25 protein-coding genes are annotated in these 24895 nt (G+C 64.9%); 15 read left to right on the forward strand and 10 right to left on the reverse strand.

The genetic code is table 11. The annotated features are described in order from the left end of the window. Positions 1-177: 177 nt before the first annotated feature. Positions 178-666 carry a DUF3429 domain-containing protein gene (locus tag FNV92_RS11655; protein ID WP_143840860.1) on the reverse strand — a complete coding sequence of 163 codons (489 nt, stop codon included), beginning with the start codon at positions 664-666 and terminating at the stop codon, positions 178-180. Between the two features lie 35 nt (positions 667-701). Further along, positions 702-1253 carry a hypothetical protein gene (locus FNV92_RS11660; RefSeq protein ID WP_143840859.1) on the reverse strand — a complete coding sequence of 184 codons (552 nt, stop codon included), beginning with the start codon at positions 1251-1253 and terminating at the stop codon, positions 702-704. 247 nt (positions 1254-1500) lie between these two features. On the opposite strand from FNV92_RS11660, the gene FNV92_RS11665 reads away from it, so the two are divergent. Both FNV92_RS11665 and ubiG read left to right on the forward strand, forming a co-directional pair. Then, positions 1501-1656: a DUF2256 domain-containing protein gene (locus FNV92_RS11665; protein WP_416377758.1), complete on the forward strand. Its 156-nt coding sequence runs from the start codon at positions 1501-1503 to the stop codon at positions 1654-1656. A gap of 2 nt (positions 1657-1658) precedes the next feature. Next, entirely contained in the window at positions 1659-2435 is a 777-nt protein-coding gene (gene ubiG, locus FNV92_RS11670) for a bifunctional 2-polyprenyl-6-hydroxyphenol methylase/3-demethylubiquinol 3-O-methyltransferase UbiG (RefSeq protein WP_143840858.1), read from the forward strand. A gap of 334 nt (positions 2436-2769) precedes the next feature. Here the strand turns inward: ubiG and FNV92_RS11675 are convergent, their stop codons facing one another. Both FNV92_RS11675 and FNV92_RS11680 read right to left on the reverse strand, forming a co-directional pair. After that, on the reverse strand, positions 2770-3558 hold the full coding sequence (locus FNV92_RS11675) for an SDR family oxidoreductase (protein WP_143840857.1): 789 nt from the start codon (positions 3556-3558) through the stop codon (positions 2770-2772). Further along, positions 3555-3884, reverse strand: a complete 330-nt coding sequence (locus FNV92_RS11680) for a nuclear transport factor 2 family protein (RefSeq protein WP_143840856.1) — start codon at positions 3882-3884, stop codon at positions 3555-3557. Before FNV92_RS11680 ends, FNV92_RS11675 begins: the two co-directional genes overlap by 4 nt. Positions 3885-4013: 129 nt before the next feature. Here FNV92_RS11680 and FNV92_RS11685 point away from each other — a divergent pair, with 129 nt between their 5' ends. Then, positions 4014-4949 carry a LysR family transcriptional regulator gene (locus tag FNV92_RS11685; protein WP_143846031.1) on the forward strand — a complete coding sequence of 312 codons (936 nt, stop codon included), beginning with the start codon at positions 4014-4016 and terminating at the stop codon, positions 4947-4949. Between the two features lie 180 nt (positions 4950-5129). Here FNV92_RS11685 and FNV92_RS11690 read toward each other — a convergent pair whose 3' ends face one another. Then, positions 5130-6626, reverse strand: coding sequence for a winged helix-turn-helix domain-containing protein (locus FNV92_RS11690; RefSeq protein WP_168213253.1), 1497 nt, complete (start codon positions 6624-6626; stop codon positions 5130-5132). Between the two features lie 191 nt (positions 6627-6817). Between FNV92_RS11690 and FNV92_RS11695 the strand changes: the two genes are divergently transcribed. Both FNV92_RS11695 and FNV92_RS11700 read left to right on the forward strand, forming a co-directional pair. Continuing rightward, positions 6818-7834, forward strand: coding sequence for a Bug family tripartite tricarboxylate transporter substrate binding protein (locus tag FNV92_RS11695; protein WP_143840854.1), 1017 nt, complete (start codon positions 6818-6820; stop codon positions 7832-7834). Positions 7835-7878: 44 nt separating this feature from the next. Next, the gene (locus tag FNV92_RS11700) at positions 7879-8250 is read left to right on the forward strand and encodes a hypothetical protein (protein ID WP_143840853.1); all 372 of its coding nucleotides are present in this window, start codon (positions 7879-7881) and stop codon (positions 8248-8250) included. 501 nt (positions 8251-8751) lie between these two features. On the opposite strand, the gene FNV92_RS11705 is transcribed toward FNV92_RS11700, so the two are convergent. Together FNV92_RS11705 and FNV92_RS11710 are read right to left on the reverse strand one after the other, a co-directional pair. Beyond that, positions 8752-9063 (reverse strand): P-II family nitrogen regulator, encoded by a 312-nt coding sequence (locus tag FNV92_RS11705; RefSeq protein WP_015684862.1) that lies wholly within the window; start codon positions 9061-9063, stop codon positions 8752-8754. 7 nt (positions 9064-9070) lie between these two features. Then, positions 9071-10042: a sodium-dependent bicarbonate transport family permease gene (locus tag FNV92_RS11710; RefSeq protein ID WP_210248040.1), complete on the reverse strand. Its 972-nt coding sequence runs from the start codon at positions 10040-10042 to the stop codon at positions 9071-9073. A gap of 98 nt (positions 10043-10140) precedes the next feature. On the opposite strand from FNV92_RS11710, the gene FNV92_RS11715 reads away from it, so the two are divergent. The 3 genes from FNV92_RS11715 (at position 10141) to FNV92_RS11725 (ending at position 12377) form a co-directional block, all read left to right on the forward strand. Continuing rightward, positions 10141-10998 carry a LysR family transcriptional regulator gene (locus tag FNV92_RS11715; protein ID WP_244623717.1) on the forward strand — a complete coding sequence of 286 codons (858 nt, stop codon included), beginning with the start codon at positions 10141-10143 and terminating at the stop codon, positions 10996-10998. Positions 10999-11111: 113 nt separating this feature from the next. Further along, positions 11112-11714: a GTP cyclohydrolase I FolE gene (gene folE / locus FNV92_RS11720; RefSeq protein ID WP_051026532.1), complete on the forward strand. Its 603-nt coding sequence runs from the start codon at positions 11112-11114 to the stop codon at positions 11712-11714. 201 nt (positions 11715-11915) lie between these two features. Further along, positions 11916-12377: a fasciclin domain-containing protein gene (locus FNV92_RS11725; RefSeq protein ID WP_143840851.1), complete on the forward strand. Its 462-nt coding sequence runs from the start codon at positions 11916-11918 to the stop codon at positions 12375-12377. A gap of 55 nt (positions 12378-12432) precedes the next feature. On the opposite strand, the gene waaF is transcribed toward FNV92_RS11725, so the two are convergent. Further along, positions 12433-13530: a lipopolysaccharide heptosyltransferase II gene (gene waaF / locus FNV92_RS11730; protein WP_143840850.1), complete on the reverse strand. Its 1098-nt coding sequence runs from the start codon at positions 13528-13530 to the stop codon at positions 12433-12435. A gap of 159 nt (positions 13531-13689) precedes the next feature. Between waaF and rfaD the strand changes: the two genes are divergently transcribed. From rfaD to FNV92_RS11760, 6 genes are all read left to right on the forward strand, one after another. Then, positions 13690-14670, forward strand: a complete 981-nt coding sequence (gene rfaD, locus FNV92_RS11735; protein ID WP_143840849.1) for an ADP-glyceromanno-heptose 6-epimerase — start codon at positions 13690-13692, stop codon at positions 14668-14670. 27 nt (positions 14671-14697) lie between these two features. Further along, positions 14698-16182: a D-glycero-beta-D-manno-heptose-7-phosphate kinase gene (gene rfaE1, locus FNV92_RS11740; protein ID WP_143840848.1), complete on the forward strand. Its 1485-nt coding sequence runs from the start codon at positions 14698-14700 to the stop codon at positions 16180-16182. 8 nt (positions 16183-16190) lie between these two features. Next, on the forward strand, positions 16191-17474 hold the full coding sequence (locus tag FNV92_RS11745; RefSeq protein ID WP_143846029.1) for an O-antigen ligase family protein: 1284 nt from the start codon (positions 16191-16193) through the stop codon (positions 17472-17474). A gap of 146 nt (positions 17475-17620) precedes the next feature. After that, on the forward strand, positions 17621-19534 hold the full coding sequence (locus FNV92_RS11750) for an SDR family NAD(P)-dependent oxidoreductase (protein WP_041748789.1): 1914 nt from the start codon (positions 17621-17623) through the stop codon (positions 19532-19534). Positions 19535-19536: 2 nt separating this feature from the next. Next, positions 19537-20769, forward strand: a complete 1233-nt coding sequence (locus tag FNV92_RS11755) for a glycosyltransferase family 4 protein (protein ID WP_168213252.1) — start codon at positions 19537-19539, stop codon at positions 20767-20769. Continuing rightward, positions 20766-21713, forward strand: coding sequence for an NAD-dependent epimerase/dehydratase family protein (locus FNV92_RS11760; RefSeq protein WP_015684873.1), 948 nt, complete (start codon positions 20766-20768; stop codon positions 21711-21713). Before FNV92_RS11755 ends, FNV92_RS11760 begins: the two co-directional genes overlap by 4 nt. Here the strand turns inward: FNV92_RS11760 and FNV92_RS11765 are convergent. Both FNV92_RS11765 and FNV92_RS11770 read right to left on the reverse strand, forming a co-directional pair. Then, on the reverse strand, positions 21701-22720 hold the full coding sequence (locus tag FNV92_RS11765) for an MraY family glycosyltransferase (protein ID WP_143840846.1): 1020 nt from the start codon (positions 22718-22720) through the stop codon (positions 21701-21703). The two genes, FNV92_RS11760 and FNV92_RS11765, sit on opposite strands and share 13 nt — an antisense overlap. Next, positions 22717-23676 (reverse strand): lysylphosphatidylglycerol synthase transmembrane domain-containing protein, encoded by a 960-nt coding sequence (locus tag FNV92_RS11770; protein WP_015684875.1) that lies wholly within the window; start codon positions 23674-23676, stop codon positions 22717-22719. Before FNV92_RS11770 ends, FNV92_RS11765 begins: the two co-directional genes overlap by 4 nt. Before the next feature lie 224 nt (positions 23677-23900). Here FNV92_RS11770 and FNV92_RS11775 point away from each other — a divergent pair, with 224 nt between their 5' ends. Then, the gene (locus FNV92_RS11775) at positions 23901-24890 is read left to right on the forward strand and encodes an SDR family NAD(P)-dependent oxidoreductase (protein WP_143840845.1); all 990 of its coding nucleotides are present in this window, start codon (positions 23901-23903) and stop codon (positions 24888-24890) included. The last annotated feature ends 5 nt before the right edge of the window (positions 24891-24895 follow it).

Raw genomic sequence — 24895 nt, forward strand, 5'->3', positions numbered from 1 at the left:
AAACAAGAAGCCGCGAAAACAACCCCATGCACAGTAGCCGGTCACAGCGGTATCAATGACTTGCGAGGTCGCGACGGAAATTTTCTGATTATACGAAAATTGATTGACCCGTCGGGCAAAACAGCGCTAATCTTTCATCATCGCAACAATCGTCAGTTCCGGCGAAACGAAGGTGTCTCACCGGCCGAACTCCGCCACGATCAGGGCGATGATGACGATCATCGTCAGCGGCTGGCGAAGCACGCGATACCATGGCGGGACCAAGCCTTGACGCGTGGACCGGATATCCAGCAGCAGGTTCGCGGCGAAGCCGACCGCCAATAGGGCGAGTCCATATCGGGGATCGATCAGCAGCGACGTCCAGCCGACGAGCGAGGGAATGACACTGATGCCGAGCCGGACAGAATCGATACCGTGATCCGTCCGCGAGATCGACTGGACCATCGCGGCGCCCCAATGGATGCCGCCGAGGAACGACAGGATCACGGCGCCGTAGGCCAGTAGTCCGTGGAGCGCGGCCGTCTTCAAGTCGCCCTCGATGGCCCGCGAGGCGATCGAGAGCCCGACGAACGGTACCAGGCCCAATCCGCCGAGCCATACTGCAGCGATGGGAACGAGTGCGCGCCGCGGCCCGCTCTCATGATCGTCAGTCAGAGATGTCGACATGCTGCCTCGCGCCGGTGATCACAATTGTCACGATCTCATACCTCTCGCGTCGCCAGCTGCGTCGAGCAGAGCAGGCCGATCAGCGCGATCAGGGCTGCCACGCTCATCCCGTTCAAGGCGACGAGCCTCGCATACTCCGACGTCATCATCACGGGCTCGCCGAGATGGGCGTCGACGAAGAGATAGGCGATGAAGGGCAACGCGACGACGATCGCAGACTTCAGGCGCTCGTCAGGTCTGAACAGGACGGTGCCGAGCAGCGCACAGGGAAGCAGGAACAGCTCGACGCCCGACGCGGCGCCGAACAGCTTGACGCAGAAGACGGTGTTGCCGACGCCGACCAGTGGCAGCAGCGCGCGGCCCGCGAACGAATGCCTTCTTGCCAGTGCGGGGACGGCCAGGAAGAAAGGGGTCGACAGCAGGCTGAGCCAGGCCGGCCAGGCGGCCGTCCCCACGATCCAATGCAGATAGAGCGGATAGAACGGCTGGTTGGAGGCCACCACGAGCGCGATCTTGCCGGCCAGCGCAGAACGAGGGTCCGGGTGATCCGCATAACTGCCGATCCAGGCTGCAATTGTCTTGATCATCTGGCTTGGATCATCTGCCTCGGACGCGCCGATCGTCGCGCACGATAGCAGCGCCACGGGGAGGAAACGACCACAGGCCGGCCTCGGATCACAAGCGGTGCGGCGAAGGGCCAGGCGGCATGATCCAAAAACCATGCGGCGTCGTTCAGGGAGAGAAAGCTCGATCCGTGCGGGCAACACGCCGGTGCTCGCACCAGCCGCGCCGGCGGGCTTCTCTTCCTCTCTTGGCTAGCCTCCCATGCCGAAGATGCGACGCAAAGCGGACCTACCGACCAAGATATGCGCCGTTTGCAAGCGGCCATTCGCCTGGCGGCGGAAATGGGCGCGGGATTGGCCAGGCGTGAAATTCTGTTCCGAACGGTGTCGCGGTGACGGGCGACGAACTGCTCGCCAGGAAGGCTGACCATGCTGCGCAAGGACATGAAGACCGGTCTCGCGCCGAGCGTCGATCCCGACGAGATCGCGCGATTCGAGGCTCTCGCCGAGGATTGGTGGAATCCCGACGGCCGCATGAAGCTGGTTCACGGCTTCAATGCGTCGCGCGTCGCGCACCTCCGCAACCGGCTCCCCGCGCTGATGCTGCGTGACCCCAGGCGGGAGCGGCCCCTCGACGGATTGACCCTGCTCGACGTCGGTTGCGGCGGCGGTCTGGTGACGGAGCCGATGGCGCGTCTCGGCGCGCTCGCGCTCGGCATCGACGCCGCCGAGCGCAACGTCCGCGTGGCAACCGTCCACGCGGACCAGACCGGTTTGCCCGTCGTCTATCGGCAGGCCGTTCCCGAGGAGATGGTCGCCGAACGGCGGCAGTTCGACATCGTGCTGTCGCTCGAAGTCGTCGAGCACGTCGCCGACACCGATCGCTTTCTGGCTGCGACCGCCAGCCTGGTTGCGCCCGGCGGGCTACTCGTCATCGGCACGTTGAACCGCACGCTGGTGTCGTTCGTGAAGGCGATCGTCGGGGCTGAATGTGTGCTGGGCTGGCTGCCCCGCGGCACGCACGACTGGCGGCGCTTCATGCGGCCGGACGAGATCGCAGGCACGCTCGCTCCGCTCGGATTCTCCGTCATCGAGACCTGCGGTCTGGAGCTCGCTCCGATCACCATGCGCTGGCATACGACCCGCTCGTGCAACACCAACTATCTCCAGATCCACAGGCGGCGCGGCGAGCCGACGGCGGCATGAGACGCGGCGCCGCGAGTGTCTCGTGTGTCTCAAAGCGAATCGCGAGTCCGCGGAGATAGGAACCTCGATGCTTTCAAGCAGGCCCATCAAGCGGATCTCGTGTCAGATTCTAATCAACCTCGAGTCCCGGGCACCCGAAGCAATCGAATTTCGAGTGCCGGAGGGGCGGCAGCTTTCTGCCTAAACCGGACATCCGGCTCGAGCGAAGAGTCCGAGGGGGGCCAACTGCGGACGGCCGCACTGAGGCCGAAGAGCAAAGGTTGAGACAATCAGGCCACGCCATGCGTCTGTCCACGCCAGGCCGGCTCGGCCGAGCGTGAACCAGTGCCTTTGATCAGACGGTCGGGATGGTGCCGCCGTCGATAACAAACTCGGCGCCGTGGATCGAGGCGGCACGATCCGAGGCCAAGTAGGCGATGACGTCGGCGACTTCATATGGTTCGGCCGCACGCCCGATGGAAATTCCGCCCAGACTGTTCAGGACGACTTGCCGTGCCTGCTCGATCGTGCCGCCATTGACGATCTGCAGACGCTTCAACAGTTCGACGGAGGACTCGGTCATGATCCAGCCGGGAGAGACAACGTTGACCCGCACGCCCTTCGGTCCCAGCTCCTTGGAGATCGACTTGCTGTAGGTTCTGAGCGCGGCCTTTGCGGCGGCGTAGGCCGTAGTCGCCTCGGGCAGAGGCAGGACCGACTGGATGGAGGCGACGTGCACCACCGCGCCCGCGCCCCGCTCGATCATCTGCGGAACCAGGAGACGATCAAGGCGGACCGTGGCCAGAAGGTTCAGGTTCAGTTCGGAGAGCCAGTTCTCGTCCGTCAGAGCGACAAAGCCGCCGCCTGGTGTGGACGAACCCCCGATGACGTGGGCTAGGATGTCGACCCCGCCCATGCGTTCGAGCGCCGCCTTGGCCAGTGCTTGCCCACCCTCGGAAGTTGTCAGGTCCGCCTGGACGAACTCGACGCCGTCGACAGGCTCCATCGCTCCGCGGGCGGCGGTGATCACCCGGGCGCCGCCGGCCAGAAAGCGGTCGACGGTGGCGCGGCCCAGACCTTTGCTGCCGCCGCTGATGAGCACGCGCTTGCCCGCGAACTCTGTAGGATCAGCCTTGATGGTCATGCCGTGATCTCCAAGGCTTTGATGGCGTCGTTCACGAGGGTGAAGCGGTAGGTGAAGCGGATCGGGCTGCCCTTGAAGTCGCCATGGGCAGGGCCTTCGACTACGACCTGACCCTTCTCGTGGCGAACGGCATCCGGCGTGAAGATCGCCCTGACCGGGATCACCGCTTCTTCGAACAAGGCCCGCATCCCGGCGTGACCCTCGTGACGGCCCCCATCAGCAAAAAGAACCGCGTCGCGCGTGAAGGGGCTGAGCATCCCGTCTACATCGAGACGGGCGTTCGCGGCCACGTACGCGGCAATCGGAGGTGGAAGTTCGAGCGTCATTGTCTTTGTCCTGTTTGTTGCGGTCGCAGCCTGGAGCGGCTGCAAGTGCGCTTGCCAGCCAAGATAGCGATGGACATCTGGCGCGATAATCAGGACAATTCGGGACGTTTCATCACGAAAATCGGGATAATTTTGCAGAGCAGCCTGAGCGAATTGGATGCCGTCCTCATGGTTGCCCGCCGAGGGAAGTTCCGAACGGCGGCGATCGAGCTCGGGGTCTCAACGACCGCGCTCAGTAATGCGGTCGGAAAGTTGGAGCGCACGCTCGGCGTAAGGCTTTTCAACCGGACGACGCGGAGCGTTTCCTTGACAGAGGCAGGTCAGCAATTCGTCGCGCAGGTCGCGCCTGCCGTGCGAGACATTCATGCGGCGATGGATTTCGCGCGCTCGCGACAGGCCACGCCTTCAGGCACGCTTCGCATCAACGCCTTTCCAACAGCGGCCCGCGAAATCTTCTCTTGGCTCGTCCTGCCGTTCCTGCGCGCTCACCCTCTGGTCCACATCGACATCGTGACAGAAGGTCGCCTGGTCGACATCGTCGCGGGCGGCTTCGACCTCGGCGTCCGTAGCACCGACCTCGTGCCGGCCGACATGATCGCACTCCCATTGGGGGGACGGCGGCGCAATGTTGTGGTCGGCACGCCTAGCTATCTGAAAGCGCATGGGACGCCCCGGACTCCCCAGGACCTCACCGAGCATACTTGTCTCCGCGTCCGGCTCCCTAATGGCGCGATCCATCGCTGGCCATTCGAGAAGAATGGACAATCGGTCCATATCGACGTCCAGGGCGCCATCACCCTCGACGAAGCGAGTCTCGCACGCACCGCTGTCCTCGCGTCCGCCGGTTTGGCCCTGGCAATGGAATCCGACGTACGAGACGACATCGAGGCAGGCCGCCTTGTGCCCGTGCTCGAGGATTGGACGCCCATACTGTCGCCGCTGAGTCTCTATTATCCGAGCCGACGCAACCCGACCGCCGCGTTCAAGGCCTTCGTCGACTTCGCGCGGCGGCAAAGTGGAGCCAGCACTACTCGACGCCGTCCAAAGTTGAGGACGCGCCAGTAACGGACATTCGATCGCTGTAAATTTAACGTCCGCTCTGGGTCAAAATGCGAAGAACTCAACGTGAGCAAATCGGGTCTGCCATGCCTCGGTGAGCGGACCTTTAATGATGCGGCTAGCCACTTCGGCAATGGGCGATTTGTGGACTTTGATGATTATGTCGGCAGTGGCCGTTCGCCGCCGTCACTCCGGAATTCCTGCGCCACGCAATCCATCAATCAGTAGGTCGAGCATCCAGGGATACCTGAACGATTGAAGAGTGCGCGATCGCTTCAGCGATGAGTTAGGCTGGCGCTTTATCAGGGACGCGCACTCCGATTTCGCTTCGTCGCGCTCGCCGGCGTGCCAGAGCGCGGCGACGAGGAAACGGCGAGGAGCGGTCGCCTCAGGTGTCGTGGCGATCGAACGGCGCGCGGCCTCGACCGCTTCACCGAAGCGGCGGCCCACCAGCAAAGCCACGCTGCGCGCCGAGTGGACATCCGACTGCAGGGGTGAGAGCGGATCCAGCCGTTCGGCTTCGGCCAGCCGCTGCAGCGCGCGCTCGGTGTCGCCGTTCCACGCCGACACCCAACCACCCAGCCGCCAGGCTTCAGCGCTATTGGGATTGATCTGCAGGGAAAGATCCAGGAGCGCGCCGCCTTCGGCATGTTCTCCGCCGACCACCGCGAGCAGATGGCCGCTGAGCGCGAGCACCTGCGGATCACTTCGATCGATATTGAGCGCGGCCCGTGCTAACGCCAATGCGCGCGCAGCGCCGGCCGCGTAATCGGGCTCGGTGCCAAGCCACACGCTGGTAGCGACGCAGCGTCCAAGCAACGCTGTTGCCAACGTGAAATGCGGATCGCGCGCGAGCGCCGCTTCCAGCAGCGTGACGGCTTCGGCATTGCCTCCGGGCGTCCGCGAATAATAGCCAGGCAGCGCACGTAGATAATAGTCGAACGCACCGAGATCCGCGGTGCCCCGGCGCAAGACGCGTTCGACTTCCGCCCGCAGCAGGCGCGGTTCGATCGCCGCCGCGATCGACGACGTGATCATTTCGTAAAGGCGCAGGATGCCGTCGGACTGGCTGGTGAAGCGCTCCTGCCAGACCTGCCTGCCTGACGTCGTCTCGACCAGTCGGCATCGGACAACGATGCCTGCCTCGGTCTGGTCGAGCGAGCCGTCGACCAGATATCCGATGCCGAGATCGCGCGCGACCGCTGAACTATCCGCCATATCCGCGCGCTGCGCCGCGATGGCGACTGCCGACGCATTGGCGAGCACGAACAGCCAGCGAAACCGCGACAGCGCGATCGATATCTCCTCCACTAGACCAGCGGCTACATAGGCCGATATGCCCGTGCCGAGCACCCGAAACGGCAACACAGCGATCGACGGCCGATCGGTCCGAAGCGCAGGTTCGGCCGCGGGGGTAACTTGAGGCGCCGTGGTCAGCGTGCAGTCGAGGAGATAGCCACGCCGCGGCAGATAGCGAAGCAATCGCCCTTTGCGATCGTCGAGGGCACGGCGCGCGTCCTTCACGGCTTGGAACAGGCTGTCCTCGGTGACGTGAACGTCTCCCCAGATGCGATCCAGCAACTCGGCCTTGTCGAGCGGACGTCCCTCGGACGCCGTCAGTGCGATCAGGAGTTCGAGCGCCTTGGGCCGCAGCGGAATCTCGTCACCTTCACGACCGAGCAAGCGGCCTCTTGCGGGCTCGATAACAAACCCATCGAATCCAATGGCTTGCCGCAAGGACGAACGGGCGTCGGCGGTCCGGCTTGGCGGAGTTTCTGACATGGCTGCAATTTCAGCACACTTTCAGGGGGTTGTCAGGACGAGCGGATCGAAGCGTGGGATGCTCAAGCCATGAAAACAAACGAGGTCATTCCATGCATCCGAAAACTCAGGGTTCCCATGCGCGTATGGCCATCTCGCGCCGGCAAGCTCTCGCGTCGCTGTGCGCCATGCCGATGATGGCGAAATCCGCATCAGCACAGATTGGGTGGCCGACGCAGGCAGTCCGAGTGCTGCTGGGCCAGCCAGCCGGTTCCGGTTCAGACCCGATGGCGCGAGGCCTTGCGCCACACCTTGCCGCCGCCTTCGGTCAACCTTTCATTGTCGAGAACATGCCGGGCGGTGGCGGCATCACGGCCGCCGCCGCGGTGGCCCGAGCCACCGACGATCATACGATCGGTATCGTGCTCGGCGGCCCGACAACGACCGCGAAGGCGCTGAACCCGGCGCTTGCCTACGATCCAGCCACGGACTTCCGGCCGATCAGCCTGCTCAACCGCTCGCCCTTTGTCCTGACGGTTCATCCCGGCAGTTTCGCAGGAAAGCAGTTTGCCGACGTCATCGATCATGCGCGCGCGCATCCCGGCAGCCTGTCCTACGCCTCGATCGGTCCGGGCACCGTTACACATCTCGCCATGGAGGAACTGAAAGCCCAGCTTGGCGTCGACATCGTCCACGTGCCCTATCGCGGCTTTCCGCAGGCGACGCTGGATCTGGTCGCCGGCCGCTGCCAGCTGATGTTCAACATTGCAGCCGCAGCATCGGAGCATGTGGCTGCAGGGCGGTTGCTCGCGGTGGCGCAGACCGGCTCAACACGACTCACCGCGCTTCCCGACGTGCCGACGCTGCACGATCTCAACCCCAAGTTTGAGCCGTTCTTCGGCTGGTCGGGCATGATCGCGCCGGCCAGTTTTCCGGAATCGCGCGCAGAGAGACTGGCGAAGGTCGTGCGCGATGCCCTCGCGAGCGATCCGAATGCGCGGGGTGGCCTCGATCGCGCCGGCAGTGAGGTTATGGGAACGGATCCCGCAGAGCTGCAATCACTCCGGGACAAGGAAGCCACGCGCTGGATCGAGGTAATTACAAGGCTCGGCCTGCGCTCGGCCGAGTGACGCACATTTCTCGACATCAATCGCTCGTCCAAGGGACTTTCGCCATGAATTGTCCGGAAAACATCATCTTTGTTGCGTTCGCTGTCGCCAACGCGTTCCGGCTGCTAGCCTACCTGCCGCAAATCTCGGTTCTTCTTAGGCAGAAGGACGCTGCCGCGGTGTCGTCCGCGACCTGGTTGCTGTTTACCGTGTCGAACGGCATCACGGCCGTCTATGCTGCGCGAATCGTCGCCGACACGGCCATGGCACTGACCTTCGCGAGCAACACAATCTGTTGCGCAACGATCGTTGCGCTCGTGCAATACAAACGTCGAAAAATTCGGCGAATGAAGTTGGGCAGTACCCCCTTTGGTCAATCGCGTCATCTTCCGCCCGAACACCGGATGTCCGCTTGTCTACCGACAGCGGCGGAATAGCAGACATTTTTCAACCGCCGCTCGGGGCCACAAGCTGACCTTGTTCGGAAGCGCCACTACCCTGCTTTGAAATGCTACGCCGTCAGTTCTTCGGCTTATTGTCGGTTATCCGTTCCTTCGCATTGATTGGTGCAGGTAGGCCGTATTTTTTCTGATGATCGAAGCTGCTCAATCTCGCGCGTCCGTCTTGGATTAGGCGCCAATAGAAGAACTTCAGTACGGTGCCATCAGAAAATTCACAACGATCCCTGCCGAGCCTTCTTCATCAGGACGGTCATCGGTCACAACGTTGGCTACGACATTTCTCAGTCTGGCCAAACTAAGCTCAAATGGTCTCGTCACTTGATCGCTCCTCCAATCGGGTCAAAATACGACTTCGGCTCCAGGTCGACTCTCGAACAGAACCGGACATTCAACGCTAGCGACCATCGGCAGCGCGACGATCGTCCGACTCACTCTTGGATTAAGCTGACTCATTTCTGTTCTCAGGGCACATTCCGCTCAGAAACGCTCCGGCCGCACCACCTCCACGTCGCTGACCGAGACCAGTCCCACCTGCCGGGAGACGATCGCGAAGACGGCCTCCAGCAGGCCGTCGAGGCGGCCGGGATCGACGATGCACCACAGCGCGAACATGCCGGCGGCGTCTCCGATCTGGCCGTCCGAGTCCCATTGCCCGGCCTGGCCGCGTCCCGCGGCGAGGGGCACGACGGAAAATCCGCTGACGCCGGCCGACACCAGCTCGTCCGTCAGGCGCTTCAGCAGGGCCCGCTCGATCAGGATTTCGACGCGCTTCTTGGCAAACATCTGCATGCTGTCCTCATTCTGCGATCATCTGTGCGGCGGCGATGTAGAGGGGGATGCCGACCGTGAGGTTGAACGGAAACGTCAGACCGAGCGAGAGTGTGAGCGCGATCGCGGGATTGGCCGCAGGCAGCGCCAGCCGCATCGCGGCCGGCACGGCGATGTAGGAGGCGGATGCGCCGAGCGTCATCAACACGGCCATGCTGCCGGCCCGCAATCCGATCAGCCACGCCAGGGCCGCCGCCAGCGCGGCGCTGACCAGCGGCATGACCCAGGCAAAGGCAGCGACGGGGACGGACAGCGATCTCCAGCCGTCCCGGAGACCCCGGCCGGCGATCAGTCCCATGTCCAGCAGGAAGATGCACAGGAAGCCTGCGAACGCGTCGAGCAGGAAGGGCTTGAGCGATGTCATGCCGCGTTCGCCCGTAATGCAGCCGACCGCGAAGGCGCCGAGCAGGGCGACGATCGAGCCGTTGAGTGCAATCTCCCGCAGGAAATCCTTTGGCATCTCTCCCTCGGTCCGGCCTCGCCCGGTCCGCGCGATGAAGAGCGCGGAGAAGATCGCCGGCGTTTCCATCGCGGCCGCCACGGCGATCATGTAGCCGTCGAAGGGCAGGGCGAGCTGGGTCAGGGCGCCCGTGACGGCGACGAAGGTCACGGCCGAGATCGACCCGTAATGTCCGGCCACCGCTGCGGCGTTGATATGGTCGAGGCCGGCGACGTTGCGCAGGAAGGCGTAGGCGACGAAGGGCAAGCCGCCGGACAAGGCAATTCCGGCGGCGATCGTTGCGACGAGCGTCAGCGTCAAGCCCTGGTGGGCGACCTCGGCGCCGCCCCGAAAGCCGATCGAGATCAGCAGATATAGCGAGAGAAAACGCGCGATCGCCTCGGGCACCGACAGGTCGGACCGGCCAAGCGAAGCCCCAAGACCCATGCCGAAGAACAGCACCGGAGGCGAGACAAGATTCTGAACGGCGAGCGCCAGCACGGGACCCCCAAGACTCATTTCGATGAATGGCGGTCTGATAGCTTTGGGCTGTCCTTTGTTGAAATTGATAGTATTAAGCATCATCATTGAGAAAGGTAATGATGATGCCGCGCACGCGCGTCAATCTGGACATCGACCTGGTCAGGTCCTTCGTCACCATCGTGTCGCTCGGAAACTTCACGCGGGCCGCCCAGGCGCTCGGCGTCCAGCAGTCCACGATCTCGCTGCAGATCCGCCGGCTGGAGGAGCAGATCGGCGGCAAGCTGCTGGAGCGTTCGCCGCAATCGGTTGCGCTCACCGCCGAAGGCGAGACGTTCTTCGACTATGCGCGGCGCATGCTCGATCTGAACGACGAGATGGTGTCGCGCATCCAGGAGCCGGCGATGCGCGGGCTGGTTCGGCTCGGGGCTCCCGAGGATTTCGCGACCCGCCATCTTCCCGACGTGCTTGCGCGTTTCGCCCAGGCCTATCCGCAGGTCGATCTCGAGGTCACCTGCGATCTGACGATGAATCTCATCGAGCGCTTCCGGAAGGGCGCGTTCGACCTCGCCCTGATCAAGCGTGAACGATCCATCGAGATCCCCGGCACCCGCGTCTGGCGTGAGCCGCTGGTCTGGGTGACGGGCGGGCTCGATCTCAGGCAGGGAGTCTTGCCGCTGGCGGTATCGCCCAAACCCTGCGTCTACAGGAAGCGGGCGACCGAAGCGCTCGATCGCGCCAAGCGGTCCTGGCGGGTCGCCTATACCTGCGGTTCGCTGGCGGGGACGCTAGCGGCCGTGCGCGCCCGGCTTGGCGTCACGGTGCTTCCCAAGGACATGGTCCCCCCGGATCTGCATGTCGTGGACGGAAAGCCGATGCCTGACCTGAAGGATACCGAGATCGCGATCCTGGAGCGCGACCGTCTCCCCAGGCCGGCGCAGCGCCTCAAGGACTTCGTGATCAAGACCCTGAGTTGATGCGTCCCGCGGGGTAAGCGGTGATCCAAGAGCACGCGCCGCGCGTTATCCGGTGTCGTTCGTCATGGAGGCGGTTGCATCGTGGCGGCGGATAACGCGAAAGGTTTGATGGCGTGACTGTGGATACCGGAATTGCTCCCAATCGGCTGCAGCGGCCGAGCCGTGAAGAAGCCGAAGCCGCATTTCGGACCATCATCCGATGGGCGGGTGATGATCCGGATCGGCCCGGCTTGCTGGACACGCCGGCGCGGGCCGCGCGTGCGTTCGAGGAATATTTCGCGGGCTATGAGCAGGATCCGATTCAGATCCTCGACAGGACCTTCGACGAGACCGGCAGCTACGAGGAGATGGTGATCCTGCGCGGTATCTCGTTCGAAAGCCATTGCGAGCATCATATCGCGCCCATCATCGGCCGCGCCTGGGTCGCCTATGTGCCGGATGGCCGTGTCGTCGGCATCTCGAAGCTCGCGCGCGTGGTGCAGGTCTACGCCAAGCGATTCCAGATCCAGGAGCGCATGACGTCTGAAATTGCGTCGGCAGTGCAGAAAGCTCTGAAGCCTAAGGGCGTCGGCGTCATCCTCAAGGCCAATCACCACTGCATGTCGAGCCGCGGGGTGCAGAAAATCGGTTCCGACATGGTGACCAGCTGCATGCTTGGCTGCTTTCGCGACAATCCGATCTCGCGTCAGGAGTTCATGGCCATGGTCGAGGATTGAGCGCGGCACTGCGCCGCAGGATTTTCGAACAGGCAGGTGATCCAGCCGCCGCGAGGCTCCGTTTCGTCAATGTCGATCGCATCTGATCGCACGGTGGATGCGAGATCTCGTGCGCATCCGTCACATCGGTTGAGACTCAATCACAGCAACTCGGAGAAAATGATGACGCCTGCAATACGTTCGTTCGTGGCCGGAGCCGCCATGCTGGCTGGCTTGCTCGGCCCCTCGATGGCGCGCGCCGCGGATATCGTGGACACCGCTGTTTCTGCCGGCTCGTTTACGACGCTCGTCACCGCCGTCAAGGCCGCGGGCCTCGTTCACACGCTGAAGGGCAAGGGCCCGTTCACGGTGTTCGCGCCGAACGATGCGGCTTTCGCCAAGCTGCCGCCGGGAACGGTCGAGTCGCTGCTCAAGAACAAGACCAAGCTCGCGGCCATTTTGAAATATCACGTCATTCCGGGCCGCGTGAAGGCGGCTGATGTGGCGGGCAAGTCGCTCCAGGTCGCGACCGTCCAGGGCCAGCCGGTGAGCGTCGATGGCACCTTCGGTGTGAAGGTCAACGATGCGCGTGTCATTCAGCCGGATATCGAGGCGTCGAACGGCGTGATCCACGTGATCGATACCGTGCTGTTGCCTCCGGCGCGCCAAAAGACCCATCACTGAGGATCGACCGGAAACCACCCGGGCTGACGCAGGGTGGTTTCCGGCGAGTGTTGAACTAGGTGTCGCGCGTCGTCACGCGTGCCCCCGTCTCCCTCAGCACCCGCTCCGCAATCCCCACCACCTCCACGGCCGCGATGTCGCGCATGCACCTGTGGTCGTTCATCTTGCAGATCGTGCTCTGGCAGGGCTGGCAGGACAGCACGCTCTTATCCTGCACCACGGTCGCGGCGAGGCCGTTGAGGGGAGCCCAGAGATAGGGGCTGGTCGGGCCGAAGATGCCCATGGTCGGCGTGCCGAGCGCAGCTGCGATGTGCATCAGGCCGGAATCGTTGCAGATCGCGACGCCGGCCGCGGCCATGGCGAGGACGCCGTTGCGCAGATCCGTGCCGGTGAGGTCCCGGACCCTTGGGCCGCCAGCGGTCCCGCGGCCGCCCGCGGCGACGATCTCCTGGGCAAGTCCCTTCTCGCCGGGGCCGCCGACCACCCAGACGTCCAGCCCGCGCTCGACCAGCAGGCGGGCGGCCTCTGGATAATAGGTCCAGCGCTTTGACGCACCGACGGAGCCGGGGGCGAGCGCCACGGCGGCGCCGGCGCTGAGGCCGTTGGCTTGCCGCCAGCGGACGATATCCTCGGCCGGGACCTGCAATTGCGGCACCGGCCATTCCGGGGGCAGGGGCGAGCCGTCGGGCTGGGCCAGCGCGGCGTTCTTGTCGATGAAGCGGGGCAGCTTCTTCTCGCCCCAGCGCCAGCGGTTGAGCAGGCCGAACCTGAACTCGCCGACGAAGCCGACCCGCTCGGGGATTCCGGCCAGTGCCGGCGCGATGGCGGCCTTCCAGGTCCGCGGCAGCACCAGGGCGGTGCCGTACTTCCGCTCGCGCAGGAGCTTGGCCAGGCCGAGCTGGCGGCCGACGGCCAGCCGGCCGCGCGGCAGGTCCCAGACGATCCCCTGCCGCACGCCGGGCATGTAATCGACCAGCGGGGCGCACAGGGAGGTGGTCAAGAGATCAACCGGCCGGTTGGGCCAGCGCTCCTTCAGGACCCGCACCACGGTGTGATTCCGGACGAAATCGCCGATCCACATATAGGGGACGATCAGGATCGGGCGGGTGTCGCTCGGATCTGCTGCTCCACTAAACTGCGAATCATTGTTCATTGATTGACGGGGCCAAGGTGTGCTGGGATATACCGGTTCGGTAGCCGCTCCGGGCCGGCAGGTAAAGCCGGCCGCAGCCCAATCCCAAAACCGCTTACACTTTGCCGGATCATGCGCTAGGGCAGAAACGGGTCGCAAAAATCGGGCAGGGACGTTGGAATGTTGCTGGTGACCGGCGGGGCCGGTTTTATCGGATCGAATGTCGTCGCCGCGCTGAACGAGGCCGGCCGCAGCGACGTCGTGGTCTGCGACCTGCTCGGCAGCGAGGGCAAGTGGCGAAACCTCGCCAAGCGCCAGCTTGTGGATATCCTCCCGCCGGCCGAGCTGTTCGACTGGCTGAAGGGCCGCAAGCTCGACGCCGTGATCCATCTCGGGGCGATTTCCGAGACCACCGCGACCGACGGCGATCTCGTGATCGAGACCAATTTCCGCCTCTCCATGCGCCTGCTGGACTGGTGCACGGCGAATGCCGTGCGGCTCATCTACGCCTCGTCGGCGGCGACTTACGGCGACGGCGAGGCCGGCTTTGACGACGACGCCTCTCTGCCTGCCCTGAAGCAGCTGCGGCCGATGAATCTCTACGGCTGGAGCAAGCATCTGTTCGATCTCGCGGTCGCCGGGCGTGCTGTGAACGGCGATCCGCTCCCGCCGCAATGGGCAGGCCTGAAGTTCTTCAACGTGTTCGGCCCCAACGAGTACCACAAGGGTACGATGATGAGCGTGCTCGCGCGCCGCTTCGACGACGTCAAAGCGGGCCGCGTCGTGCAGCTGTTCAAGTCGCATCGCGAGGGCATCGTCGACGGCGATCAGCGCCGCGATTTCATCTATGTCGACGACGTCGTGCGCGTGATGATGTGGCTGCTGGCGAGCCCGTCGGTGTCCGGGCTCTTCAATGTCGGCACCGGCAAGGCGCGCAGCTTCAAGGACCTGATGCTGGCTGCCTATGCGGCGCTGGGCACCAGGCCGAACATCGAATATGTCGACATGCCCGAGAGCATCCGCGGCAGCTATCAATACTTCACCCAGAGCAAGGTCGATCGCCTTCACCACGCCGGCTATAATGGCGGCTTCACGACGCTCGAGGATGCGGTGAAAGCCTATGTCGGGGATTATCTCGACCGGCCCGACCGCTTCCGCTGAGGCTCCAGGATCTAAGGCTCAAGGATCATGCCGACGCCCATTCTCGATTTCGACGCCCTCGCGCAGGCCATCTCCGATCGCACGGTGCTCTGCATCGGCGACATCATGCTGGACGAATTCGTCTATGGCGAGGTGTCCAGGATTTCGCCGGAAGCGCCGACGCCGGTCATCGTGGCCCAGCGCAGCGAGATCCATATCGGCGGCGCCGGCAATGTCGCGCGCAATATCGCCGCTCTCGGCGCGCGCTGCATCTTCGTCGGCCTCGTCGGCGAGGACGATGCCGGCAGGCAGCTCAGGGACGCGCTGGGTGAGCAGGACGGCATCGAAAGCGTGCTGGTGTGCGATCCGTCGCGGCCGACCACGCGCAAGGTCCGTTTCGTGTCCGAGCATTTCTCCACGCACATGCTGCGCGCGGATTGGGAGCAGGCTGTGCCTGCCTCCGACGACGTCGAGACGAAGCTGATCGAGGCGATCCTGCCCCAGATCGCGCGTGCCGACATCGTGCTGCTGTCCGACTACGCCAAGGGCGTGCTGACCGCGCGGGTGATCCGGCACACGATCGATGCCGCGCGAAAATCCGGCAAGTCCGTGATCGTCGATCCCAAGAGCCTGAACTGGGCGATCTATCGGGGCGCCACACTGCTCACGCCCAACCGCAAGGAATTTTCGGAGGCGACGCGCAGCCGTGCCGACACCGTGCAGAGCATCGTCGATGCCAGCGAGGACGTGATGCGGCTCGCCGATTGCGAGGCGATCCTGGTCACGCAAGGCGAGCAGGGCATGACGCTGGTGCCGCGCAGCGGAGATGCCGTTCATGTTCCGGCCTTTCCCGTCAAGGTGCGCGACGTCTCCGGTGCCGGCGATACCGTCGCAGCCGCGCTCGCGGTCTCGCTTGCCGCGGGCGCGGACTGGGATAGTGCCCTGCGCATGGCGAGTGCCGCGGCCGCCGTCGCGGTCGGCAAGCAGGGCACCGCCAGCGTGAGCGCAGCCGAGTTGCGGCGGAAGATCCTGCCGCATGCCTATCTGGCGGCCGAGGAGAAGATCGTGCTGGAGCCTGATACGCTCGACGCACAACTCGCGGAATGGAGGCGGCAGGGCCTGCGCGTCGGCTTCACCAATGGTTGTTTCGACATCCTGCATCCCGGCCACGTCAAGGTGCTGACCGCGGCGCGCGGCGCCTGCGATCGCCTGATCGTCGGCCTCAACAGCGACGCCTCGGTGCGCCGGCTGAAGGGGGCGGAGCGACCCGTGCAGGACGAGCGTGCGCGCGCGGAAGTGCTGGCGGCGTTAGAGGCCGTCGATCTCGTCGTCATCTTCGAGGAGGACACGCCGATCGAGCTGATCACCCGGATCAAGCCGAGCGCGCTGGTGAAGGGCGGTGACTACACCCGCGAGCAGGTGGTCGGCCACGAGGTCGTCGAGGCCGCGGGCGGAACGGTGGTTCTGGTCGACATCCTCCAGGGCTTCAGCACCACCGCGCTGGTCCATCGCGCGCGGGGCGGCGGCAAGTGACGGACCAAGTGACGACGCTTGCCAGCGAGACCACCGCCCAGATGCTGCGGCGGCGCCTGCGCAGTCCGGCAGCCTGGAGCGAGACGGTCGATCTGTTCGCGATCCTTACCGTGGCTTCGCTGCCCTGGTCGACCTCGCTCGTGGCGATCTTCAACGCTGCGTTCCTGGTCTGCATGGTGCCGTTTCTCGATGTCAGGGCATTCCTGCAATCGCTGAAGCGCCCGATCTGCGCGGCGCCGATCGCGCTGTTCCTGCTGGCATTGCTGGGGACGCTGTGGTCGGACGCGGCCTGGGGCGCGCGCCTCTATGCCGTCGGTCCGACCGTCAAGCTGCTCGTGCTGCCCGTCCTGCTCTATCACTTCGAACGTTCGACGCGGGGACACTGGATCTACATCACCTTCCTGGTGTCCTGCGCACTGCTGTCGGTGATGTCGTGGCTGGTCGCCTTCTATCCCGGCCTGTCGCTGAGGCCCTATGACCCCCTCGAACGCGGCATCTTCGTCAAGAACTACATCGACCAGAGCCAGGAATTCACTTTGTGCGCGATCGCGCTCGCGTATCCCGTGCTGCAGCTGCTGCGCGAGAAGCGCTACTGGCTCGCAGGCTTGCTCGTGGCGCTGGCGCTGAGCTTCCTGGTCAACATGGCCTTCGTGGTGGTCTCGCGCACCGCGCTCGTCACCGTGCCCATCATGATTGCCGTGTTCGCGCTGCTTCATTTGAGCTGGCGCAGCATCGCCATCATCTCCGCGGTGTTGATCGCGGGCGCCGCCATCGCCTGGCAGGCCTCGCCGCAATTGCGGAAGACTGCCGACACGTTTTCGCGGGACTATCGGCTTTACATGCAGGAGAACGTCCCGACGTCCATGGGGGAGCGTCTCGAATATTGGCGGCACTCGATCAAGTTCTTCGTGCAGGCTCCGCTTATGGGCCACGGCACCGGCTCCTCGCAGGGACTATTCGAGCGGGCCTCCAAAGACCCCTCATGGGTTCAAGGCGTCAGGGTGTTTCCGAATCCGCATAACCAGACGCTGCACGTCGCGGTGCAGTGGGGCGTTATCGGCGTCTTCGTTCTCTACGCGATCTGGATCAGTCATTTCCTGCTGTTTCGCGGCGACGGCTTTGCCGAGTGGATCGGCCTGCTGGTCGTGGTCCAGAACGTCTTCACCTCGCTGTTCAACTCCCACCTGTTCGATTTCCACGAGGGCTGGATGTACGTCATCGGCGTCGGCGTCGCCGGGGGCATGGTGATCCGGGCGCAGCGGGCGTCGGCGAAACCCGAATCGGGTTCCTGAGCGGCCGGCAAGTCCATGTTGAGAGTCCTGTGCCGGAAAGTCCTTTGCCGCAGGTCTCGGGCCGGCGTCTTGTGCTGGCGGTTCTTGCCGAGATGGGCTATCAGCGCGGTCAGGTTGCACCTAACTGGATTTTCATCGGTCGGCGGATGACGCGTCTCTCGCATCTCACCTTGCGTAATTTCTTGATTGCGCTCCACGACCTCCTGGCGACCACGGCGGCGCTGTTTGCCGCCTTCTATATCCGCTTCGAGGGCGGCGAGGGCTTCTACGACCGCCTGCCGCTGCTGTTCCAGATCCTGCCCTACTTCCTCGCGTTCAGCGTGGTCGTGTTTTTCGTCTTCAACCTGACCACGACGAAATGGCGCTTCATCTCGCTGCCGGACGCGCTGAACATCATCCGCGTCGCGAGCGTGCTGACGGTCGCGCTGCTCGTGCTCGATTACGTCTTCGTCGCCCCTAACGTTCGCGGCGCCTTCTTCCTCGGCAAGGTGACCATCGTCCTCTACTGGTTCCTCGAGATCAGCCTGCTCAGCGCGTTGCGCATGACCTACCGCTACTTCCGCTATACACGGGTGCGGCGTCATGCGCGGACCGAAGATGCCGCGCCGACGCTGCTGATCGGCCGCGCCGCGGACGCCGAGGTGCTGCTCCGCGGCATCGAGAGCGGTGCGATCAAGCGCATCTGGCCGGTCGGCATGCTGTCGCCGTCGAGCTCGGATCGCGGCCAGCTCATCCGCAACGTGCCGGTGCTGGGCGACATCGATGATATCGAAGACGTCATCGCCGACTTCGCCAAGCGCAACAAGCCGATCGCGCGCCTCGTCATGACGCCGTCGGCGTTCGAGCCGGACGCGCGTCCGGAATCGATCCTGATGCGGGCGCGCAAGCTCGGGGTGATCGTCAACCGCATGCCCTCGCTCGAGAGCGGTGACACGCCGCGCCTCACAGCCGTCGCGGTCGAGGACCTCCTGCTGCGGCCGAGCGAGAAGATCGACTATGCGCGCCTCGAAGCCCTGATCAGGGGCAAGGCGGTGATCGTCACCGGCGGCGGCGGCTCGATCGGCTCCGAGATCTGCGAGCGCGTCGTCGCGTTTGGCGCCGCGCGCCTGCTGATCGTGGAAAATTCCGAGCCGGCCCTCTACGCCGTCACGGAAGCGCTCGCCGCGCAGGGCGCCGCGGCCGCGATCGAAGGGCGGATCGCCGACATCCGCGACCGCGAACGCATCATGCGCCTGATGGCCGAGTTCAAGCCGGACATCGTGTTCCATGCCGCCGCGCTCAAGCATGTGCCGATCCTCGAGCGCGACTGGAGTGAGGGCGTCAAGACCAACATCTTCGGCTCGATCAACGTGGCCGATGCAGCGCACAACGCCGGCGCCGAAGCCATGGTGATGATCTCGACCGACAAGGCGATTGAGCCGGTCTCGATGCTCGGCCTCACCAAGCGTTTCGCCGAGATGTACTGCCAGGCGCTCGATCATGACCTCGCGGCAGCGAGCGGTGGCGCCAGGCCGGCAATGCGGCTGATCTCGGTGCGATTCGGCAATGTGCTGGCGTCGAACGGTTCGGTGGTGCCGAAGTTCAAGGCCCAGATCGAGGCCGGCGGCCCCGTGACGGTGACGCATCCCGACATGGTCCGCTACTTCATGACGATCCGCGAGGCCTGCGACCTCGTCATCACGGCGGCGACGCACGCGCTCGGTACGCAGCGTCCGGACGTCTCGGTCTACGTGCTCAACATGGGCCAGCCCGTGAAGATCGTCGACCTTGCCGAGCGCATGATCCGCCTCTCGGGCCTGCAGCCCGGCTACGATATCGAGATCGTGTTCACGGGCATGCGGCCGGGCGAGCGCCTGCACGAGATCCTGTTCGCCTCCGAGGAGCCGACCCGCGAGATAGGCGTCGCCGGGATCATGGCCGCGCAGCCGAACGAGCCGCCGATGCAGACTCTGCGCAAGTGGATCGTCGCGCTGGAGCAGGCGATCGCGCGCGACGATCGGGCCACGATCAGGACCATCCTGAAGGACGCGGTTCCGGAATTCGGGTCGACCGCGGCCTGACCATGCAGTCCCAAGACAAGATCGCTGGCAAGATCGTCGTCGCGAGCCAGCACTATCCGCCGGATACCAGCACGACCGCCGCGATCATGGCCGAGATCGCCTGTCGTCTTGCCGAGCGGCACGAGGTCGTCGTGCTGTCGGGCTGGCCTGGTGCACTGCCGGCCTCGCACACCGGTCCGGGCAAGCCGCGCGTCGTTGCGATCAGGAACCGGATGGCGGGAAAGGCAGCGCTGGTGCGGCGCGGCGCCTCCGAGCTGCTGTTCGCGGCGCGCACGTTCATCGCGCTGGTCCGGGAGCTCAAGGCGGGGGACGTCGTGCTCACCGTCACCGCGCCGTTCATGCTGCCTTATGCCGTTGCCGCGGCGGCATGGCTCAAGGGCGCGCGCTCGGCGCTGATCCTGCACGACCTCTTTCCCGACGTGCTGGTGATGGCGGGCCTCCTGAAGCCGGGTTCGATCGTGACGAGGACGATGCGTGCCGCCAACAGCCTCATGTTCCGCGCGCTCGACGCCGTCATCACCATCGGCCGCGACGCCGAGGGGCCGCTGCTGAGCTACTCGGGCATGACGCCCAGCAAGATCCGTTTCATTCCGAACTGGGCGACGCTCGTGCCTGGTCCGCGTCCGCTGTCACCGGACAATCCGTTCCGCAAGGCCATCCCTGGGCGTTTCGTCGTCGGCCTGTCGGGCAATCTCGGCTTCACCCATGATCCGGAGATCGTGTTCGAGGCGGCGCGTCTTCTCGAGGACGAGCCGGACATCCACTTCCTGCTGTCCGGCTGGGGCATCGGCTTCGAGCGGCTGAAGCAGTTGCAGGCCGCAGCAAACCTCTCCAATGTCTCCTTCGTGCCGCGCGTCGCGGATGCCGAGCTCGAGGCGTTCCTGGCGGCGGCCAATCTCTGGATCATTCCGTACCGGAAGGACGTGGCGGGGGTGTCGGTGCCGAGCCGGTTCTACAATCTGCTGGCGGTCGGCCGTCCCGTGCTGCTGGTCTCCGAGCCAGACGCCGAGGCGGCCTTGACCGTGGTGGAGAACGGGCTCGGCGCTGTCGTGACGCCGGGCCGCGCCGATCAGCTCGCAGACGCGATTCGTGCGGCGGCCCGTTCCGACGACGGTGCGATCGCGGCACGCGCGGTGAAGGCGGCCGCGCGATACGACCGGACCGTGGCGATGGACGCCTATGCCGGCCTGATCGACGAATTGTTGCGCAACCCGAACCTTTCGGAGCGGCGATGAGCGAGCGCAAACCGGTCGTGCTGGTGACGGGAGCGAGCGGCTTCGTCGGCCGTCACGTCGCGCCTGCGCTGGCGCGCGAGGGATGGTCGGTGCGCCGTGCGGTTCGCAGTCCGGAAGGCCTCGACGACGAGGTCGTGATCGAATCGATCGGCCCGGAGACGGATTGGAGCGCCGCGCTCGAGGGCGTCGAGGCCGTCGTCCATCTCGCCGCGCGCGTGCATCACAAGCACGAGGAGCACGCGGTCCAGCTCTACCGAAACGTCAACATCGCCGGCACGCTGCATCTGGCGCGCTCCGCGGCGACGGCCGGCGTGCGCCAGTTCATATTCGTCAGCACCGTCCTGGTGCACGGCCGCAGCAATGAAGGCCGCGCACCGTTCAGCGAGGACGACATCCTGACGCCGCGCGGCCTCTACGGCATGTCCAAGGCGGCAGCCGAGGCGGGACTGAAGACGCTGGCGCGCGACAGCGACATGAATATCTCGGTGATCCGGCCGCCGCTGGTCTACGGCGCAGGCGCCAAGGGCAATTTCGCGCTGCTGACGCGCGCGGTGAGCCTCGGGCTGCCGCTGCCCTTTGGCGCGATCCACAATCAGCGGGCCTTCCTCGCCGTGCAGAACCTCTCCTCGTTCATCGCGCGCCGGCTCGCTCATCCCGACACGGCGAGCAATTTCGAGATCTTTCTGGTGGCCGACAGGGAGCAGGTCTCGACGCCTGAGTTCATCGAGCGGCTGGCGAAGGCGGCCGGCAAGAACTCGCGGCTATTCGGCATGCCGCCGAACCTGCTCAGCACGCTGCTGAGCGTGATGGGCCGGCAGGACACCCATGACAGCCTGATCGGCTCGCTGGAGCTCAACATCTCCAAGGCGATTGCGACGGGGTGGCAGCCGCAGGTCTCTCTCGATGAAGGCCTGCGGCTCGCGCTGTCGGTTCAGGACGCCTGAGGGCGCGAGAACCGTCGCAGCACGAAGCTGATCGCGGACGCGCCGGCGAGCACCGCGACGATCGTGATCGCCGTCGAGCCCGCGCGAACGGTGACGATGGCAAGCATCGCCAGCCATAGATTGAGCGCGAACACCTCGCCGATCACGCGCGGGACCGTGAAGCCGTTGTCGGTGGCGCGCTGATAGAAATGCGAGCGATGCGCCGACCAGAACTGCTCGCGCCTGAGGATGCGGCGAAACAGCGTGATGGTGGCATCCACGAGGTAGTAGCCGGGCAGCAGCAGCGCCGCGGCGGGCTGTCCGTGCCAGGCCAGCTCCAGCAGGCACCAGCCGAGCAGGAGGCCGATCGGCAGGCTGCCGACATCGCCCAAGAAAACCTTCGCGAGCGGCTTGTTGAACGGCACAAAGCCGAGCATGGCGCCGCACAGCGCCGTGGCGATCAGCACCGCCGGCCATGACAAGTCCCCGAGCCACCCGAGCAGCAGCAGCGCCGCGGTGACCGGCACCACTTCCGCCACCGTCATCAGGTCGAGCCCGTCCATGAAATTGACGAGGTTCACGAACCAGATGCCGGCGAGCAGGATGAGGCCGCGCTCCAGCACCAGCGGCAGCGCTGGCACGATGCGCGCGGTCTCGGGCGCGGCGAACACGACCGCGCCGACGCAGGCTGCTTGCAGCAGGAGCCGCACCAGCACCGGCAGCGACACGATGTCGTCGGCGAATCCGACCAGCGCGATCACGATCGTCGCGATGACCAGCGCCGGAGGGATCGCGGCGTTGGCCCAGGCCCCCCAGACGGATGCGACCAGCAGCGTCGCTGATATCACCGCGATGCCGGCGCCCTGCGGGGTCGGGATGCGATGCGAGGATCGCGCGTTGGGCCGCGCCAGCGCGTAACGCTGGAGCAGGGGACGGCTGCTCCAGGTGACGACGGCCGAGATCAGCGCGGCGATCGCAACGGCAAGCAGCGACGGCACGATGGCGACAGCGTCGCTGGCCGGGTTCACTCCGGCACTCCGAGCGGCGCCGAGCCCTGCGCGGCTTTCTCCGCGCTGAGGATCCAGACCAGGCCGCCGACCGCGCCGACGATGAAGGAGACCGCGCCGAACAGCAGCGAGATGTTGACGCCTTCGTTGGGTGCGAGCCCGGCGAAGCCGAAGGCCAGGCCCATGGTCGCCTCGCGCACGCCCCAGCCGGCGATCGAGATCGGCATCAGGGTGATCAGCATGACCGGCGGAAGCAGCTGGAAGATCTGGCCAAAGCTGACCGGCGCCGCGATCGACTGCACCACGCACCAGCCGATGACGACCGCGAGCACGTGAACGAGCAACGACAGGATCGCGATGACGGGGCCGCGCCTTGCGTCGAAGATCACGCGGTTGGCGATCACGGCGCAGGCGTGGATGTGATGGGTGGCCCACCAGGTCTTCAGCCACGGCCATTTCAGCGCGCCGAAGACCAGGAAGCCGAGGCCGCCCGCGAGCGCGGCGAAGTCCACCAGCAGCAGTGCCGAGCGTCCGTGCGGATCGGTGATCAGCTCGTAGCTCCAGGGCAGGCTCGCGACGATGAGAATCGCGAGCGCGACGAGGCCGATCGCGCGATCGACGAAGATGGAGTAGGTGGCCGCGCGCCATCCGGCGCCGGCGCGCGCGACCAGCCAGAGCCGGACCGCATCGCCGCCGATCGCGGACGGCAGGGTCTGGTTGAAGAACGCGCCGATCACGTTGTAGCGCATGGCGCGGGAAAGCTCGAGCGGCGCGCCGCATTCGGCGCTGATCTCGCGCCAGCGCAACACGCCGACGAAGATTTGCAGGAACGTGACCGCGATCGCCATGGCGATCCAGAACAGGCTGGTCGCTGTGAAGCGCGAGAACAGCTCGGACAGATCGACCTTGCGCAGCGCCAGATAGAGCAGCGCGCCGGAAATCAGGATTTTGGCCGTCGACAGCAGGATTCGGCGCATCTCGCCCGCATGAACAGGGTTTGCGAAGATTTGAGGCAACCCGACGCGAGGCGCCGAATTAGGCCGCTTTGGTATGGTTTTGGCGTCGATCTTGCAATAGCGGTGTCGAGGAGCGGTCATGAACCGCCGATATGACGGGCCGCGGGCTATTGTGCCCCCCTCGATGCGGCGGCTAAACAGGCGCCGCGGGCGCAGGATCGGGTTTGGAGGCCCTCGGGAACAGGATGACGGATCAGGCGATTTTGGTCACGGGTGCGGCCGGCTTCATCGGCTTTCACGTCGCCCGGCAGCTGCTCGCCGAAGGCCGGACCGTCGTCGGGCTGGACAATCTCAACAGCTATTACGATCCCGCGCTGAAACGGGACCGGCTGGAACTGTTGCGCGACGATTCCCGCTTTTCGTTCGTCAAGGCCGATCTCGCCGACCGCGAGGCGATCGCCGCGCTGTTCGCGCGGCACGGATTCACTGAGGTCGTGCATCTCGCGGCCCAGGCCGGCGTGCGCTACTCGATCGAGCAGCCGCAGGCTTATGCCGATTCCAATCTCCAGGGCTTTCTCAACGTGCTGGAGGGCTGCCGCCGCAACGGCTGTCGTCATCTCGTCTACGCCTCGTCATCCTCCGTTTATGGCGCCAACACTAAACTGCCATTTGCCGTGCAGGATCGGACCGACCATCCCGTGAGTTTCTACGCCGCGACCAAGAAGGCGAACGAGGTGATGGCGCAGTCCTACAGCCATCTCTACCGGCTGCCGGTCACTGCTTTGCGCTTCTTCACCATCTATGGCCCGTGGGGACGGCCCGATATGGCCCTGTTTCTGTTCGCGAATGCCATCATGGCGGGCAAGCCGATCCGGCTCTTTAACCATGGCCGGATGCGCCGCGACTTCACCTATATTGACGACGTCACCCGTGTAGTATCCAAGCTGGTCGATCGGGTGCCCGCGGATGACCCGGCTGCCGCAAATGCGCCGTCTAAGGTCTACAATGTCGGTAATCACCACCCGGAAGAGCTGATGCATGTCGTCGGACTTCTGGAGCAGGAGCTGGGTCGGACGGCAATCAAAGAATTGCTGCCGATGCAGCCGGGAGACGTCTTGGAAACGTTCGCGGATGTCGAGGATCTGATGCGCGACACCGGCTTTGCGCCGTCAACGCCGATCGCGCACGGGGTTGGTAATTTTGTCACCTGGTATCGGGACTACTTCAAGGTTTGAAATGA

The sequence above is a fragment of the Bradyrhizobium cosmicum genome (assembly GCF_007290395.2).
In the GTDB taxonomy this organism is placed as follows: Bacteria; Pseudomonadota; Alphaproteobacteria; order Rhizobiales; family Xanthobacteraceae; genus Bradyrhizobium; species Bradyrhizobium cosmicum.